This is a genomic window from Ohtaekwangia kribbensis (assembly GCF_042676245.1).
GTDB lineage: Bacteria > Bacteroidota > Bacteroidia > Cytophagales > Cyclobacteriaceae > Ohtaekwangia > Ohtaekwangia kribbensis.
The window spans coordinates 1,978,617-1,994,811 of record NZ_JBHTKA010000001.1 but is presented as its reverse complement, the minus strand read 5'-3'; the positions used below and the strand labels follow the sequence as shown (position 1 = coordinate 1,994,811).

Annotated in this window: 16 protein-coding genes, 1 other RNA gene and 1 riboswitch; of the genes, 8 read left to right on the top strand and 9 right to left on the bottom strand. The window is 43.1% G+C overall.

Features of this window, described 5'->3' with window-relative positions:
- Positions 1 to 19: 19 nt before the first annotated feature.
- Positions 20 to 2,407 carry an ABC transporter permease gene (locus ACFQ21_RS08030; RefSeq protein WP_377577353.1) on the top strand — a complete coding sequence of 796 codons (2,388 nt, stop codon included), beginning with the start codon at positions 20 to 22 and terminating at the stop codon, positions 2,405 to 2,407.
- A 43-nt stretch (positions 2,408 to 2,450) separates the two neighbouring features.
- Here the strand turns inward: ACFQ21_RS08030 and ACFQ21_RS08025 are convergent, their stop codons facing one another.
- Positions 2,451 to 3,851: a serine hydrolase domain-containing protein gene (locus tag ACFQ21_RS08025; RefSeq protein ID WP_377577350.1), complete on the bottom strand. Its 1,401-nt coding sequence runs from the start codon at positions 3,849 to 3,851 to the stop codon at positions 2,451 to 2,453.
- Positions 3,852 to 3,991: 140 nt separating this feature from the next.
- Positions 3,992 to 4,588, bottom strand: a complete 597-nt coding sequence (locus tag ACFQ21_RS08020; protein WP_377577348.1) for an NAD(P)H-dependent oxidoreductase — start codon at positions 4,586 to 4,588, stop codon at positions 3,992 to 3,994.
- Between the two features lie 131 nt (positions 4,589 to 4,719).
- On the opposite strand from ACFQ21_RS08020, the gene ACFQ21_RS08015 reads away from it, so the two are divergent.
- From ACFQ21_RS08015 to ACFQ21_RS08005, 3 genes are all read left to right on the top strand, one after another.
- The gene (locus tag ACFQ21_RS08015; protein WP_377577345.1) at positions 4,720 to 5,364 is read left to right on the top strand and encodes an immunity protein Imm33 domain-containing protein; all 645 of its coding nucleotides are present in this window, start codon (positions 4,720 to 4,722) and stop codon (positions 5,362 to 5,364) included.
- Positions 5,364 to 5,765 (top strand): hypothetical protein, encoded by a 402-nt coding sequence (locus tag ACFQ21_RS08010; protein WP_377577342.1) that lies wholly within the window; start codon positions 5,364 to 5,366, stop codon positions 5,763 to 5,765. Before ACFQ21_RS08015 ends, ACFQ21_RS08010 begins: the two co-directional genes overlap by 1 nt.
- 342 nt (positions 5,766 to 6,107) lie before the next feature.
- Positions 6,108 to 6,287: a hypothetical protein gene (locus ACFQ21_RS08005; RefSeq protein ID WP_377577340.1), complete on the top strand. Its 180-nt coding sequence runs from the start codon at positions 6,108 to 6,110 to the stop codon at positions 6,285 to 6,287.
- Positions 6,288 to 6,425: 138 nt separating this feature from the next.
- Here ACFQ21_RS08005 and ssrA read toward each other — a convergent pair.
- Positions 6,426 to 6,817, bottom strand: a transfer-messenger RNA (tmRNA) gene (gene ssrA / locus ACFQ21_RS08000).
- Positions 6,818 to 7,064: 247 nt separating this feature from the next.
- Between ssrA and dnaX the strand changes: the two genes are divergently transcribed.
- Together dnaX and ACFQ21_RS07990 are read left to right on the top strand one after the other, a co-directional pair.
- Positions 7,065 to 8,186, top strand: coding sequence for a DNA polymerase III subunit gamma/tau (gene dnaX / locus ACFQ21_RS07995; RefSeq protein WP_377577338.1), 1,122 nt, complete (start codon positions 7,065 to 7,067; stop codon positions 8,184 to 8,186).
- Positions 8,187 to 8,209: 23 nt separating this feature from the next.
- On the top strand, positions 8,210 to 8,878 hold the full coding sequence (locus ACFQ21_RS07990; protein ID WP_377577336.1) for a hypothetical protein: 669 nt from the start codon (positions 8,210 to 8,212) through the stop codon (positions 8,876 to 8,878).
- A 27-nt stretch (positions 8,879 to 8,905) separates the two neighbouring features.
- On the opposite strand, the gene ACFQ21_RS07985 is transcribed toward ACFQ21_RS07990, so the two are convergent.
- The 6 genes from ACFQ21_RS07985 to ACFQ21_RS07960 form a co-directional block, all read right to left on the bottom strand.
- Complete coding sequence (locus tag ACFQ21_RS07985; protein ID WP_377577333.1) at positions 8,906 to 10,162, bottom strand: 7TM-DISM domain-containing protein; 1,257 nt, start codon at positions 10,160 to 10,162, stop codon at positions 8,906 to 8,908.
- 251 nt (positions 10,163 to 10,413) lie between these two features.
- Positions 10,414 to 10,797 carry a DUF3037 domain-containing protein gene (locus ACFQ21_RS07980; protein WP_377577331.1) on the bottom strand — a complete coding sequence of 128 codons (384 nt, stop codon included), beginning with the start codon at positions 10,795 to 10,797 and terminating at the stop codon, positions 10,414 to 10,416.
- Positions 10,775 to 11,569, bottom strand: coding sequence for a HipA family kinase (locus ACFQ21_RS07975; RefSeq protein WP_377577328.1), 795 nt, complete (start codon positions 11,567 to 11,569; stop codon positions 10,775 to 10,777). The genes ACFQ21_RS07980 and ACFQ21_RS07975 overlap by 23 nt, the downstream gene beginning before the upstream one ends.
- A gap of 99 nt (positions 11,570 to 11,668) precedes the next feature.
- Positions 11,669 to 12,730 carry an aminotransferase class V-fold PLP-dependent enzyme gene (locus ACFQ21_RS07970; RefSeq protein WP_377577326.1) on the bottom strand — a complete coding sequence of 354 codons (1,062 nt, stop codon included), beginning with the start codon at positions 12,728 to 12,730 and terminating at the stop codon, positions 11,669 to 11,671.
- Between the two features lie 227 nt (positions 12,731 to 12,957).
- Positions 12,958 to 13,143, bottom strand: coding sequence for a hypothetical protein (locus ACFQ21_RS07965; RefSeq protein ID WP_377577323.1), 186 nt, complete (start codon positions 13,141 to 13,143; stop codon positions 12,958 to 12,960).
- Between the two features lie 221 nt (positions 13,144 to 13,364).
- Complete coding sequence (locus tag ACFQ21_RS07960) at positions 13,365 to 13,895, bottom strand: endonuclease V (protein WP_377578289.1); 531 nt, start codon at positions 13,893 to 13,895, stop codon at positions 13,365 to 13,367.
- 94 nt (positions 13,896 to 13,989) lie between these two features.
- Between ACFQ21_RS07960 and ACFQ21_RS07955 the strand changes: the two genes are divergently transcribed.
- Both ACFQ21_RS07955 and ACFQ21_RS07950 read left to right on the top strand, forming a co-directional pair.
- Positions 13,990 to 15,672 (top strand): VWA domain-containing protein, encoded by a 1,683-nt coding sequence (locus ACFQ21_RS07955; RefSeq protein WP_377577320.1) that lies wholly within the window; start codon positions 13,990 to 13,992, stop codon positions 15,670 to 15,672.
- A gap of 81 nt (positions 15,673 to 15,753) precedes the next feature.
- Positions 15,754 to 15,984, top strand: a riboswitch (cobalamin riboswitch).
- Positions 15,985 to 16,014: 30 nt separating this feature from the next.
- Positions 16,015 to 16,191, top strand: a complete 177-nt coding sequence (locus ACFQ21_RS07950) for a hypothetical protein (RefSeq protein WP_377577318.1) — start codon at positions 16,015 to 16,017, stop codon at positions 16,189 to 16,191.
- The last annotated feature ends 4 nt before the right edge of the window (positions 16,192 to 16,195 follow it).

Sequence of the window (16,195 nt, the reverse complement as noted above, 5' to 3'; positions counted from 1 at the left end):
CTATAACTCCAATTGACGTATGATTCGTAACTATCTGAAAATAGCGATCCGAAATTTGACACGGAACATTGGTTATTCAATCATTAACATTGGTGGACTTGCCGTAGGTATGTCGGTAGCTATGTTCATTGGTTTATGGGTATACGATGAGCTTACCTATAATCGTTACCAATCGCAATACAGTCGCGTGGCGCAGGTAATGCAAAGTCAGACCTTCAACAATCATGTCTATACACAATATGCGATACCCTATCCGTTGGGAATTGAACTTGAGAAGTCGTACGGAAGTGATTTCAAATATATAGTCATGAGCTCGTGGACGGGCGATCATATACTCAGTCATGAAGACCATAGTATTTCCAGCGTTGGTAACTATATGGATGTGGAGGCGCCACGGTTAATGGATTTGAAAATGATCAAAGGTTCACCCGATGGTCTTCGCGATCCGGCTTCCATTTTACTTTCGCAATCGGCTGCCAAAGCTGTGTTTGGGGATCAGGACCCCATCAACAAAATGATGAAGATCGATAACAGCCTCGATGTAAAAGTTACCGGTATATATGAGGACATTCCTCATAATTCTGATTGGAACGAGATCATGTTCATTGCTCCCTGGAAACTATATTCTACTGCCGAAAACTGGGTAAAGAACGCGGAGAATGAATGGGACAATAACTCGTTTCAGCTATTTGTACAAATTGCTGATCGTGCTGATATGAAAACAGTCAGCGATAAAATTATCAAGGCCAAGTATAACCGGGTACCTGATAGCGAGAAAATATTCAATGCTGAAACATTTCTGCACCCGATGGACAACTGGCATTTAAAATCGAACTGGGAAAATGGTGCACAGACCGGAGGGCTTATCGAGTATGTGTGGCTCTTCGGTTGTATAGGTATTTTTGTTTTGCTGTTGGCATGTATAAATTTTATGAACCTGAGCACGGCACGTTCTGAACAGCGCGCCAAAGAGGTAGGTATTCGTAAATCGATAGGTTCGGTAAGGAAGCAACTGGTTACGCAGTTTCTGAGTGAGTCGCTGATGGTGGTTATACTCGCATTCTGCCTGACTATAATTATTGTTTCGGTATCTCTTCCGATGTTCAATAACCTCGCTGATAAAAAAATATCGCTGCCGCTCGGTAATGCAATGTTCTGGTTAATAAGTATTGCGTTTATACTGATCACCGGATTTCTCTCAGGAAGTTATCCCGCCCTATACCTGTCATCTTTCCAACCGGTAAAAGTATTGAAAGGTACATTCCGTGCCGGACGTTATGCATCGCTTCCGCGCAAAGTATTGGTAGTAGTACAATTTACAGTATCAATAACATTGATCATCGGGACACTGGTAGTATACAGGCAAGTACAATTTACCAAAGACAGACCTGTAGGCTACGATCGCAGTGGTATCATTATGATACAAAAGAAGTCACCGGATTTCTTAGGAAAGTTTGATGTACTTCGAAATGAATTGAAGAACAAACGCATTGTTGAAGAAATGGCAGAATCATCAAGTCCGCTTACCGGGGTATGGTCTAATAGTGGTGGCTTTGATTGGGAAGGAAAAGATCCTGAACTGCAAACTAATTTTTCTGTAATCAGAGTTACGCGCGAGTATGGAAAAACGATAGACTGGCAGGTAAAGGAAGGACGTGATTTTTCGAGAGAGTTCTCAACGGATTCTTCTTCCATTATCGTAAATGAAGCGGCTGTGAAATTCATGGGTATAGATGACCCGATCGGAAAAACGGTGCGCTGGGGAAGTACGCGTGAGTATAAAATTATAGGCATAGTAAAAGATATGCTGATGGAATCGCCCTTTGAACCGGTGAATCAGGCTATATATTTCAATGAAGAGAAGTATACCAACTGGATTGTGTTACGACTCAATCCGGACAGAAGCCTTCATGAGTCGCTGGCAGGTGTTGAGCAGGTATTTAAAAAATATCTGCCGCTCGTGCCTTTTGATTATAAATTTGTAGATGTTGAACATGCCAACAAGTTTGCTGATGTTGAACGCATCGGTGCACTCTCGGGTATATTTGCTGTACTGGCTATATTTATCAGTTGCCTGGGACTGCTCGGTCTCGCATCTTTCGTAGCAGAGCAACGTACCAAAGAGATTGGCATTCGTAAGGTGTTGGGAGCTTCTGTAGCCAGCCTCTGGAGAATGCTGTCCAAAGATTTTGTTATACTTGTATCGATCTCTTGTCTCATGGCTGTGCCACTGTCCTATTACTTCACAGCCGACTGGATCGATAACTATCAATATCGGGCAGATATAGCCTGGTGGATATTTGGAGCTGCCTGTGTAGGAGCCCTGGTCATCACATTGCTCATGGTTAGCTTTCACGCAATACGCGCGGCACTGGTAAACCCGGTTCAGTCGCTTCGTGCTGAATAAATATATTGTGCAACGCTGCGAGCTGTAACCAGCAGTTCGCAGCTTAACTTACTGCAGCCAGTATTTCTTCAACGATATCAACCATTTGTTTTTCCGGGTCAGTTCCCCAATGACTCCCCGACATAACTATACTCAATTGTAGTTCGGGTATAATGATGATATACTGGCCGCCATATCCCCACGCAAAAAAGGACGATACTGTCTTTTCTTTCCACTGGAAATTACGAGTCCACCAGAAATAGCCATAGCCAAGCGTTGGTGTAGGGTATAAATGTGCGGTGGTGGATTCTTTTATCCAGAGAGCGGGCACAAGTTGTTGCCCGTTCCATTGCCCGTTGTTCAGGTATAGCAATCCGAATTTCATCATGTCGCGCGGACGTAAATCTATATCGCCAATAACACCCATCGGGTTGGTTTCTCCCAGGTAATATTTTTCGATACCCAACGGTTTGAGTATACGCTTCGTGAGTTCACTTTTATTGTTGAGTTTGGTTGCATGCTTCAGTACAGCATTCATCAAAGTATGATTCAGCGAATTATAGGCAAACACCGCTGTGTTTGATGTATGACGTGGCAAAGACAAGAGGTATGTGAACTGGTCTTTTTCGTTGGATGCTATTACCAAACTGTTACGATCGTCAATATAGTCGTATGTCTGTTCATCCCACGGTATACCCGTGTTCATGGTAAGCAATTGCTCCAGGGTAATGGTTTTATTCTGCTCGTTGCACGCGAGCGATTTATAGGCGGGCAGATAGGCGCACAAGGGATCCTGTATACTCCTGATCTCCTTTCGCGCCATTGCTATACCGGTTAGCGCTGAAATTATACTCTTGGTGGCCGACTGTATATTATATAGAGATTTTTGATGGAAGCGGTAAAAATATTCTTCTGCAATCAGGTGGTTGTTGCGCGCGATCAGTACACTGTGAATATCCTTGTAGGTACCATTCGCGATATGCAGCATCAGGTTATTAATTGTATTGACGTCTACATGTTGATGAGAGGCTGAGTCAGTAAGCAATCCATCACGCATTGCCTGCGGACGCATATAGCGATAGGGCATAGTTCGAGGATGCAGCCCGGATACCGTGTCGGGATTTACAGGTATAAATTCCAACGGATATCGCTTGTGTTTCTCGCCCGTCCAATAGCCGGTAATACGACCTGTCTCATGGTGATAAAGACCATGGTATTCGGAGAAATATTCTGCCAGCCGGAAGTATAGCGAATCGTGCCGGAAGTAAATGGTGTCTAATGGAAATTTATTAGCCTTGAAGGTTACATTGATAACTTCAGGCTGAGTGCCCTCCATGGTAAGGTAAATATGGTAGGTGATATCCGGGAAGCGGAGCAGACCCAGGTAATGATTGACAGGAGGAACAGAGGGGCGGGCGGAACATGCTGTTACCGCCAGTAGCATACATATAAAAATGCGCTTCATACACCAGTAAGATAGTTAATTTATGAATTGTCTCAATTTTCCTGGTTCGGGTAAAAAATCAACAGCTTGATAAATGAATCTGCGCTTGTAGCCGGCAAAGGCGACAACGCATGCTTATTTTCTGCGATACTTGATATATACTATGCGCAATAAGCCTTTATCTTCGAGGGAAGCTCTTTGATTCTGGCGCTATGTAAATCTCTGACGTGTTCGATCTGCAAGGTTCCTCCGAGGATCAGCATTTCTTTATATTCAAAACGTTTTCCAAGGCGATCGTCAAGCATAACATTTTGCATACTTTGGGCTATACCGATCTCAGTTAGGAAATCGTTGGGATGGCCGGCTGTGCAAACTACAACGCCATACTTGATAGACTTCATCTTTTGCGCGCTGTTGTTATGTCCATAGGCATATCCTATTGAATAAACTCTGTCGAACCAGCCTTTCAGTTTAGCAGGACAATCGCTCCACCAGACCGGGTATATAAAAATGATACAATCTGACTTTTCAATTTTTTTATGCTCCGAAAGAATATCGTGAGCGATCGGCAATTCAGTTCTGGCAAATCCTTCACGTTCATACTCCTGTTCAGTCATATCAGCCTGAAAGTCCATCGCATATAGGTCTGATATATCTACATTCCAGTTCTGCGCAACGAGTTCGTTTTTCAATTGCTCTAAAATCTGGAAGGTATAAGATTTCTTACTGGGATGGGAGTATATGATCAGGATGTTCATGAAGTATTTTTGTCGCGGAGATGCCTTTGTAAATCTATAGTATTCGGATATTTTTCGAAATTGATTTCTGAGATAAAATTTGAAGATAGATTATTTGTTGGCACCTTGTAGTTATAAAGTAGCTCATATAAATGAGAAGTAGGGTAGGACTAGTTGAACGTAATGGCCATTTGCACACAGATGGATTGAAGAATTTTATAGGACACGAAGTAAAAGTGTTGATTAAAGAATGGCCGGTTCAAAGTTACTCGGATGTACTTATTTACCTGATTGACTACATTGTACATTCCGGAGCAATTATAAGAAATGAGCAAACTATAGCGTATCATTCCTGGTTGCTCAAGTTTGTTCTTGACTCAGAATCAGAAATTCATTTATACGAGGTTAGAGGTGATGGCGAAGGATTTGTGGAAGGTGTAGACTACGCCCTGAAAGTAGTATATGAACAGATCAAGGTTTGTGAAAAATTTAATGCGACTCCACGCTTCCCAACTTTTTCTCAAATGATCGCTATATCAGATGGTGTATACGAGGGGATGCCAATAGAAGGAGTGCGCTATCCTTCACCAGAGCATATGACCGGATGGTGGTTAAGTACAAATTTATATGATGTGGATCGATCTGTAAAGCCTGTGCACTATTTTCATATTGCTTTTAAACGACCAGATTTACTAAAATACCTTGCGCTACCTTTTGGCTATAGATTTAGAGAAAATCAAAAACAGGCGATGGGTGTCTGGTTTGATAGTACGATCGAGCAAATGATAATGACATAGTGAAATTAATTTTCGACAACAGCGGCAAGGTTAAGACTCAGGAGTCAGTGTCTGAAAAAGAAATTACTGACATGATTGAGAAACTACACCCTTCTGATTTTCCTTATTTGATATTAGAAGACACGGAGAGTAATTATATCCAGTGTATGGCAGGTGATAAAGATTTTGTTGTTGAGATCAGGATATATGATGAAAATGATTCATTCAAACACTTTGTAATTGGTAGTAAGGAAACAAGCCAGGTTTGGTATAGTATAAATGGAGCGGTTGGTCCGGTCATGGTGTTAGGTCACGAACTTTTGAGAATTCGGGATGTGAAGAACTTATTTGTTTCTTTTTTTCTGAATAACGATGTGCCAGAAAGCTATGCGAAGAGAAACGTTACAAAGATGTTCAGGTAATTTAACCAACAGCCGGTATAACTGATTTTGTATTTGCAAAAATGCTGAGGCCTCGGTAAAAACTACGGATAAGCCATACTAAGCTTTATTATAAACTGGCGGTTCAATACGATTCCTAAAAATTAAAGAGCGCCTATGAAAACCTGTTTCGAATCAGAGTTGGTTCATGTTAAATATGATCCTGACAAAAATATAATTATAGGTATATGGTTAACATCTCCTTACATCCGAAGAATATAGAGAAGGATTGAACGCGGTACTTCAGGTTGTAAAAGATTCAGGAGCAGGAAAGGTGGTGTAGGATTGCACAGGGCTGGGAGCTATTAGTCCGGTTGACCAGGAGTGGACCATTCAGAATTTCACAATCCGGCACTTCAGTACGGTTACTCACAGGCTGCCATTGTTTTGCCGGCAGATATATTTACGCAGATGTCGGTAGAGTCTATGGTTGGTGAGGTTAATAATTTCAAAACCAGATATTTTGACAACATTCAAGATGCAACCGCGTGGGTGCTTCAATAAGTGTTGAAATATATTTCTAAGTGAAGACAGATATATACCTGAATCTGGAATATCAGCGTCCGGATAACGGAAGGGGTCTAAAATACAAAAGCCCCGATCAGCAGATCGGGGCTTTATATTTCCCTTTCGTGAGATATTTTGTGGAGCCGCAGAGAATCGAACTCTGGTCCAGAGAAGATGAACTCGTACCTTCTACATGCTTAGTTGACTTTAATTGTCGAGTGCAGCAAGGCAGGCAACAGCCAAACTACACCTTAGTTACTAAGTCTTAGCCGCGCTTAGCAACATCGCGCGGAGCAGTTCTGCATTACGACACCGCTAACCAGCACCTGCAAAACGACAATGCTGAGCGATGATGGCTTTCCCGATCTTATCGGGACGAGGCGTAACTTAGCGAATCGCTAAATTAAGCAGCCATGGCGTAGTTAGACTCGCCAAGTATGATTCAGGACTATCTTTCAAGGCTCTCATCCTATGAGCCTGCATGCTTACATACGACCTCAAACATCCTGTCAAAACCGGTCGGCCCCGGATTTTTTGTAAACAGGAAAACATTCAGGTGTTGTGTAACGCTAAAATGTATCTCTTGTTTCAATGAACACTCCGGAAATGTTCCGGCAAAAGGGAGACAAATATAAAACGAAAAAAGTTTCACGCACGAGTCACAGATAAATTCATGTTTCTGTCAACGTAAACACGTGCAGACGTAAACACTTAAACACGTTTCTCCATTTGTTCATTGCTAATTGTTATTTCAATTTTATCTTGCGCCCTCGCATGGAAAACTTTGTTGTATCGGCACGTAAATATCGCCCTACGGGGTTTGACGAAGTGGTTGGACAAGAACACATTACCACTACGCTCAAAAATGCTATCGATAACAATAAGCTTGCTCAGGCTCTCTTATTCTGCGGACCTCGCGGTGTGGGTAAAACTACCTGCGCACGTATCGTGGCACGCCTGATCAATGGTTTTGAAGAAAGAACAGAAAATAATTCACTCAATATTTTCGAGCTCGATGCTGCTTCCAACAACTCGGTGGAAGACATTCGTAACCTGATCGACCAGGTTCGCTACCCGCCTCAGTTCGGAAAATTCAAAGTGTATATTATAGACGAGGTGCACATGCTCTCGAACGCGGCCTTCAACGCATTTCTGAAGACGCTCGAAGAACCACCTTCGTACGCAATTTTTATTCTGGCGACAACTGAAAAACACAAGGTAATTCCTACCATTCTTTCGCGTTGCCAGATCTTTGATTTCAACCGGATACAGATCAGTGATATAGCCAATCACCTTAAAAAGATTGCGCAGCACGAAGGTATACCAACGGAAGACGAAGCACTTCACCTGATCAGTCAGAAAGCAGACGGTGCATTACGCGATGCACTCTCCATTTTTGACTTGATGGTAACATACTCCTCCGGTAAGGGAGTAATGTTCAAGAATGTGTTGAGCAACCTGCACATCCTGGATTATGATTATTATTTCCAGGTGATCGATGCATTGCTGTCGCAGAATCATACACAGCCTTTGCTGTTACTCGATGAAATTTTACGCAAAGGTTTTGACGGTCATAATTTTATTGTTGGCTTGAGCGAACATCTTCGTAACCTGCTGGTATCACAAGATGCCCGCACGGTACAATTGATGGAAGTGCCCGACAGCGTTAAAAAGAAATATGTACAGCAAGCACAGGCTTGTCCGCCTTCGTTGTTACTAACGTGGCTCAACATTGCCAACCAGTGTGATATCAATTACAAGGGAAGCAAGAATCAACGCCTTTCTGTAGAATTGGCGTTGATGAAGATGGCACATGTGGGTAGTCTATTGAAGGCCGATCAACTTGCCCTGAACGGACTTGCTGAACAGGCAGGCTTAAAAAAAAAATTAGTGTAGAGTCTGAAGATGAAGCAGAGCAGGTGGAAGAAACGCCTGCAGGGTCTACGTCATCTCCTGCATCAGCGCCAGCGGCTACAGCTACTCCAACTGTTGTATCAACACCAACGGCTGCTCCGTCAACAACTTCCTCAACTCCACCGACAAAACCTGTAGCGGAAACTCCTTCAGAAAATATACAAGAAACTCCTGCGGGCCTCTCGATGAAGCCGAACTTTGCAGAGAAATCAAAATTCAAGGATGCTCCAAAAACAACGGTTAAGCTAACAGATCTTTTAAAAGTTGAACCGAAAAAAGAGCAGACTGCGACACAGGTAAAAGTTGAACAGGACGAACCGTTTACCCCGGAGCAATTGCGTGCTGTGTGGGAAGAATTTGCCGAGTCGCGCAAAAAATTTCAGGCGGAGTATCACTTGCTCACACAACCGTATGATCTGAAGGAAAACGTAGTAACCGTGCATCTTCATAACACCGTGCAGGAGATGATGCTGAACGGTTTGCGTATCGAGCTATCTACATTCGTTCGTGATAAACTGAAAAATAATTCCATCCAGATTTTTGGTGAGATGCGCATTATCGAAGATACGCGGAAAGTAATGTATACTCCACGCGAAAAATTCGAATACCTGATGGAGAAAAATCCGGCTCTCAAAGAATTGAAAGACCGCCTCGGCCTCGATACGGATTATTAATCCCGCTGAGAATCAATCGCTATATATCTATTTGCTGTTCTTCTGGAAGAAATCTTCATAGGTCAGTACATCTCTGCTCTGAAGTTTACTCTTGAGTATACCCAGGTGGAACAATAATGCCAATGCCGTTAGCAGAAAGATCACCAGGTAGCCTGTGCTCAGAAATATATAGTTATAGTTGAAAGTCGTGTTGTAGGCCAGTATATCATATCCGAAAATAACAACACCGGTAAGTATACTGCCCATCAGGAACCACGACCCGACATGCTCCGCGAGCAATGCACGAATAATAAGATAGCCGCCATATAAAATAACAACCCCCGCCACGGCCAGGTATAGCGACAGCCATTGCGAGAACATAACAACAGGTGTGAGCAAGGTATAGATTACAAACAGAGCGTTCAATGTTACAATGATATAGGTGAGCGCTGCATGACTTAACCGATCAAGCAGGTGGTGTAGGAAAAGTATAGCCCACATCACTGCGAAATATAGGGTCAGGTATTCTGTCTTGACAAGAAACTGCCAGTCTATATCTGGGAAGAATACCACCACCGGGTACAGGTTTGAGAATAAACATCGTACAGCCCACGTGAGACTAAGCAACGCGAAGTATAGAATTACTCTTTTCTTTTTTACGAAGAATATAGTCAGGAATGTTATACCGGCCAGGAAGAGGATGATCGCTTCAATAACGTTGATCGTTACCGACCGTGAAAGATGTTTTGTTATACCTTCCGCAGAGCCCAGCAGGATTGGAGCTTTGCTTCCACCTTTGTGATGATGAAAGTTTGCAATCTGTAGTACTATTACTAATGTATCTCCCGCGTGCGGGAACGTAACGGTTTGATGGACCCATTTCGGTTGCGTTGTCTCAATCGTACTACCAACAACACCAGATGATGCCACCTTCAATCCATTTATCCAAAGTATATAGCTGTTATAGAGTTGCGGAATTTCGAGTCCTAATTTTTGAACGGAATCCGGTAATAAAACTTTCAGCACATACGTGCCATACTCAACGCGTTGTTTGTCTTCAGAACCTTCATTCCAGATGGCGGGAAAGAATTGCGTTATACCGCGAAGCGTATCAACCTGCTCCGGTTGCAACAGTTGTGCTTCATGAAAAGTCCAATACCCTGAAAGCGGTAAACGTTTTTGAAAATTCCAGTGGCGTGCGTCCAGTGTACCAGACTCAGCACGAAAAGAAGATTGTGATACACCGACCTTTACAAGACCGATAACGAGTACCAACGCAAAGACAACACGATTAGCCCACACCATATATTGTGTCCAGACAGATTTAGTAAATAATAAATAAAGTGGAGCGACAAAAGACTGGAATTAGTCCTTTGCATACGTTGGTTTAATCAAAGCAAATGTATCTAAAGAATCTCTACGATTCTTTAAAATGGATATAAATAATTACCACGCAGTGTAGTGAGGTTCTGCCTTGGTAATTATACGTTTAAACGCGCAACATGAGCGAAAAATTTCAACGTGCTGATTAAAAAGTTTATATTCTGCTTTTCTGCCTATAAAACGAGTTCTGTATACAAGCGCGTTAACATTTCAGAAGCATCATGACACAAGCCTGGATGTACTTTTGAAGTTTGCACAATCGTGCTGCGCGTTGCGGTAAGCCATCGGAAACGTTCGGCCATCCCTAATTTACCAATAGGCCCCCCCTGCGGACCACCCGCACAGATGCGTTCAAACGAACGGATATATTCCTTCAATTCATCAAGATCAAGTGTGTTACAAAAAGCCTGGATGCGTTCTTCGTTCAGTGTTATAGCGGTCTGCAAAAACTTTTGTTTTGAACAAAACAGAATAACACCCACGTTGAGAAACTCTTCGCGCTCAACCCTGGGCACTACCCGGATAACAGCATATTCAAATAAGTGATTCTCTTGCATACTGTGCTTCTTTAACAAAAAAATCAGAGTTGGTAATTCTTGTCTCCAGGAATTTAATATAGGCTTCGCGATGTTGACCGATACTTTCAAAAGCAGGTTCATCCGTAAGCCATTCATCCGGTATCAATGAGACAATCGCGCGGATGCGTTCGGATGTAAGTATAGCACGAAATGCTTCGTCAACATTTGTAAGTTCTGAAGCCTGTGCCAGCAGTACATGGTCTTTAATGTTTGGGAAAGATCGCTGAGGTTTGTCCCAATCATTCCAGGAGTGATGGAAATATAGTGCAGCACCATGATCGATCAGCCACAATTCTTTATGCCACCAAAGCATGTTGGTGTTGCGGGCTGTGCGATCTACATTCAGTAAAAAACTATCAAGCCACACGATCTGTGAAGCGAGTTGAGCATCAACTTTTGTTACCAGCGGATCAAATGAAATAGAGCCCGACAAATAATGCAGTCCGAGATTGAGTCCAACGCTGGCCTTTAGTAGATCCTGTATCTCTTCATCACCTTCAATCCGTCCGAAGGCGCTGTCGAGATGAGCAAATACAATTTCAGGAACTTTCAGTCCGAGTGCGCGTGCTACTTCGCCACCAATCAATTCAGCGATCAACGCCTTGCGGCCTTGTCCTGCGCCACGAAACTTCAGTACATATAAAAACTGATCGTCCGCCTCAGCGATGGCTGGCATCGATCCTCCTTCACGCAGCGGTGTAACGTAACGCGTTACGTTAACAGATCGGAGTTGAGGAATACTGTGCGTCATATAAAAAGTGAGGTTCGAAAATAAATATAAATTATGACCGCTGATAATTTTCGTCTCTAAATGTATAGTCATCTGGCCTGACTATATATAGTTCAGTAATTAGCCAATGGCTTCAAACAGCCGCTCCACATCCTGTTCGTCATTATACAGGTGCGGGGCCACGCGTATCTTTTCTCCGCGGAAGCTTACATATACTTTATGATCAGCCATGCGCTTGCTTAATGCCGGTATCTGTTCGAATGGAAAAGATATACCGATCAGATGATTTGCGCGCATCGAAGCAGGCGGAACTCTCAATCCTTTTTGCAGCGCTTTGCTTTCTATTTTTTTGGTTAATACGGTTAGTGTTTCCTGTATATTCTCAACACCCCAATCCAGAATTTGGGTAAGGGCAGCAATGGCCATGGCTATATTGTTGAAGTTAGGGAACTCGCCGGCATCAAATCTTCGTGCACCGGTTTTGTATTCGTCCTGGTAATCGACCAATCTCGTAAAGTTCTCGCTGTCTTTTTTGTTGAGCCACGAATGTTCCAACGGTTTGCCCGATCGACAATACTCCGGTGCAGCGTATAGATATCCTAATCCATAAGGTCCCATCAGCCATTTATATCCAACGGTAACGAGGAAGTCGGGTTGTATCTTTTGAATGTTCAGCGGATATGCGCCTAATGACTGACTCGCATCGATAACCAGTTTTGCATTCACTGCCTTGGTGCGTTTGCTGATAACTTCAAGATCGATGAGACTGCCATCGGTCCAATGGCAATTGGGTATAGCAACGAGCCCGGTATCAACGGTAATGTGTTTAAGAATAGCGTCTGTCCACGATTCGTCATCACGTTTTGTTACGGTAATGATTTTTGATTTCGTTTCATGCGCCAGTTCACGCCATGCATATACATTGGATGGATATTGCTGATCGAGTAACACAATATTCTGATCAGCACGCAACGCTATATTTTTTGCGGCTACAGCAATACCATAACTCACAGAGGGTATCAGCGCAATACTATCTTTATCAGCTTGTATAATCCGGGCGAAAAGACTTCGCAGTGTTTCACCGGGAGTAAACCAGTCGTCAGTAACAATCTCCCAGGGGTGCGAACGTTTTTGCAGGGCTTCAATACCCGCTTCATTGGCACGCTTCAACAACGGTGACATATTTGCACAGTTTAGAAACGTGATATCGGGTGGTATGCTGAATAATGATTTCTGATTCTGTAGGATCATAGTGATATGAAAGCTTGGGCTATCCACCAAAGCTAATCATAGTTGATAACGAATCATAACCACCGTTGTAAAGTGTAGGTGATTAATGCAAGATGTGTTACGGCAGGATTTTTCTGCTGATCTATATATACTACTGAAAGCTTACAGCATATTTTTTGTTAAGAATGGCGTGCGCTGATCCAGTTAAACTTTGCGAACAGTCTTTGCAGGAAAATGGAGAAGCTGTTGGTTGTTGTCTTTTGTTTCTCTGCTGCGTTGAACGCTTCGCCTGTTAAGCGCGGATCGCTCAATCCGGCCATGGTATACAGAGACGTTTTTCGTATAAGATTATCGCGAGTTGTCATCGTTGTTCGTGTTAAATTAAGAAGCGTATACAGCGTTACACTCCGTTTGATCTTGAATTCTGCTGCAAGTTTACGCGAACAAACAACAACAGGACGGTTTATGTAATGAATACTGCATTTGAGACTTCTGCAATCCGTTTAAAGGAGACATGACTGCAAACGTATGTGTAGCTTTGACTATAACAAATGCAGGTTTACAACGTATGGTGTAGGTAACAACACTATTGCCGTGTAAGCGTGTCAAGTGTTTTCAGTAAAGTTGGTATTCTATAGGCACCGTGCATGGAACGTATATAGGTACAGGCTGTCTCAAGCGGTATACCAAGCGTTGTTATATAGAGCGGTCGTTGACTATCGCCACGGTATACTTCACCCTTATGAAGGGTATTATTCGCGAAGTTAGTTTTGGCAACACCTATTACGGGAATCTCTCTGTCCAAAGCTTCGTATAGATATCCGCCCAATCCATGCTTGCCGGTATCATCTAGCAGAACATAGCCGTCAATGATGATTGCCTCTGTATTTTGCAGGGTGGTCTTCTTCAGAATACTAAGAATGCACGGAAGCTCGCGTTTGTAAAACGCACCGGGTTGATACTCTTCTACACGATCAAGCTCCTCCGTTAGTACATTTGCGGGGTGCTCGTCTGTCCAGTTGGGGAAGCGGATACAGACTGTTTTAGCTTTATTGTTTTGATAGTACGTATCGAGTGCCAATATCATGTTTACCTGCTGATCTTTCGGAAAGTATATATGCGGAAGTGGTATTGTTTATTGATGTGATTTTCATTTTTTTACAAAATTACTTCACATTTGTTCTCTGTCGGTAACAAACATAACGAATCCTATGCAAGTAAATCCTGTTTTTCCATATGCAGCCATCGCAGGTCAGTCTGAGTTTAAACTGGCTATAGAATTACTGATGGTGGATGCAAGCATAGGAGGTATACTGGTGCTGGGCGATAAAGGTACAGGGAAAACAACCACAGTGCGTTCACTCAGTCAGTTGATGCACGCGATCGATCCGGATTTTAATTTTGTAAATCTTCCTGTAGGTGCATCCGAAGACCGCGTGCTCGGTTCGGTTGACCTTGAAATACTCATCAACGAAAAACGACAGGTGTTGAGGAAAGGACTGCTGGCGCAGGCACACCGCGGTATACTATATATAGACGAAGTAAATTTACTGAACGACTATCTTACCGATATATTACTGGATGCAGCAGCATCGGGTGGCTATCACCTGGAACGCGAAGGACTATCGATGTGGCAGGATAGCAGGTTCTGCCTGATCGGAACCATGAACCCGGAAGAAGGCGAACTTCGTCCGCAGTTGCTCGATCGCTTTGGCTTATGCGTAGAGGTTAAAACGCCACAGGATATAGCCATCCGAAAAACAATAACACAACGCAGAATTGATTTTGATCTCAATGCACAAGCTATGCCAGGTAAGTGGGCAAACGAGCAGCAGGCAATACAGCAACGCTTGCTTCATGCACGTAATCTGCTTAATAAGATTGAGCTTCCCGAAGCTGTGATCGGGTATGCATCGGACATCAGCATGCAACATCACACCGAAGGACTTCGCGCAGATATACTCCTGGTAAAAGCAGCCCGCGCCTATGCCGCCTTGTGTGGAGACATTACCGTAACGACTGCGCATGTCGATACCGTTGCGCCCTTCGTATTAAAGCATCGTTCGAAGAAAGCATCCTCAGGCAATACACCCGGTGGTAATAATTCAAATAGCAACAATGGCGGAGGAGCCGGTAAATCCAATCATACTTCAGAGACAGAGAAAACATTTGATCCGATTTCTGCAAGTGATACATTAAGGTTTCTGAAAACGGAGCGTCAATCTGCGGGCATGGGAAAAGCTATAGCTTCCATTACTGCACAACGCTATACCAGTTCGAATAAAAGCGCTGATCGAAAAATAGATGTATTTAATACTGTAAAGAATTATACACTTACCGGTAATTTTTTAATCTCCTATATCCCCGATCGTTCCAAAGGAAAACTGGAAGTGTATTTTCTGATTGATTCCTCGGGGTCGATGGCACAAGAGGACCAGATACGTTATGCAAAAGGTGTCGTTCAACAAACCCTGCAAAAGCACAGGGGCCAACAGATAACATTTGCTGGTATAGGTTTACGCAACGGGCAAGCTGAAATTTTTCATCACACTACGACACATGCCGATCAGTTTGTAAATGCTTTGCAACAACTCAAGACAGGTGGTAAGACAAACCTTACGGCTGGTTTCGAGAAAGTATATCAATTGTCACATCGTTCGGCACAATCCCGTCACGTGCAACATCATCTCTATGTTTTTACCGATGGTCGTATTAATGCTGCAATAACACAGACTCATGATCCTATGGCTGAAGCTGTCAGTTATTACAAGCGGTATCTGAAGTCATTGTCCTATACACAAGTGTTGAACACCGAGCACGGATTTGTAAAACTGGACAACGCCCGTTTGCTGGCCGAGAAGCTTCAGGTTCGTTTCAGCGAGATTCATCGCTAATGATCATACATAGTTATAGTAGTCTTATTTCCTTTTTTTAAAGGATAAACATCGCTCATTATTATTTATCGGAATTTATTATACATTTGTCGCAGTTACGGTTGCAGTTATTGATACTGAATAACTGCATTAAAAGGGAATCCGGTGTAAGTCCGGAACAGTACCCGCTGCTGTAATCCTGCTGTTAAGTTTCTTAACGGCTGTGTTCAGGTAACAAGGCCACTGTCGCCAGGTTGATGTACAAGCATCATTCGGACGGGAAGGCACCTGAACCGGGAAAGTCAGAAGACCTGCCATAGCTATATAACAACTTAACGCTTTCGGGTAAAAAGCCACAGTAGCATGGAAAAACTATATCAGCACATCATTCCTGTATGGGCAGTATGCCACCCTGTGGATATACTGTTACCGGTTACATCATCTGACGATTACAGTCACGTCTCGCATCTGGCGTATAGCCATATCGTTACCCCTGTAACAGAACATATACCGGCTCGCTTCCTTTACCATTCGATATAATCGA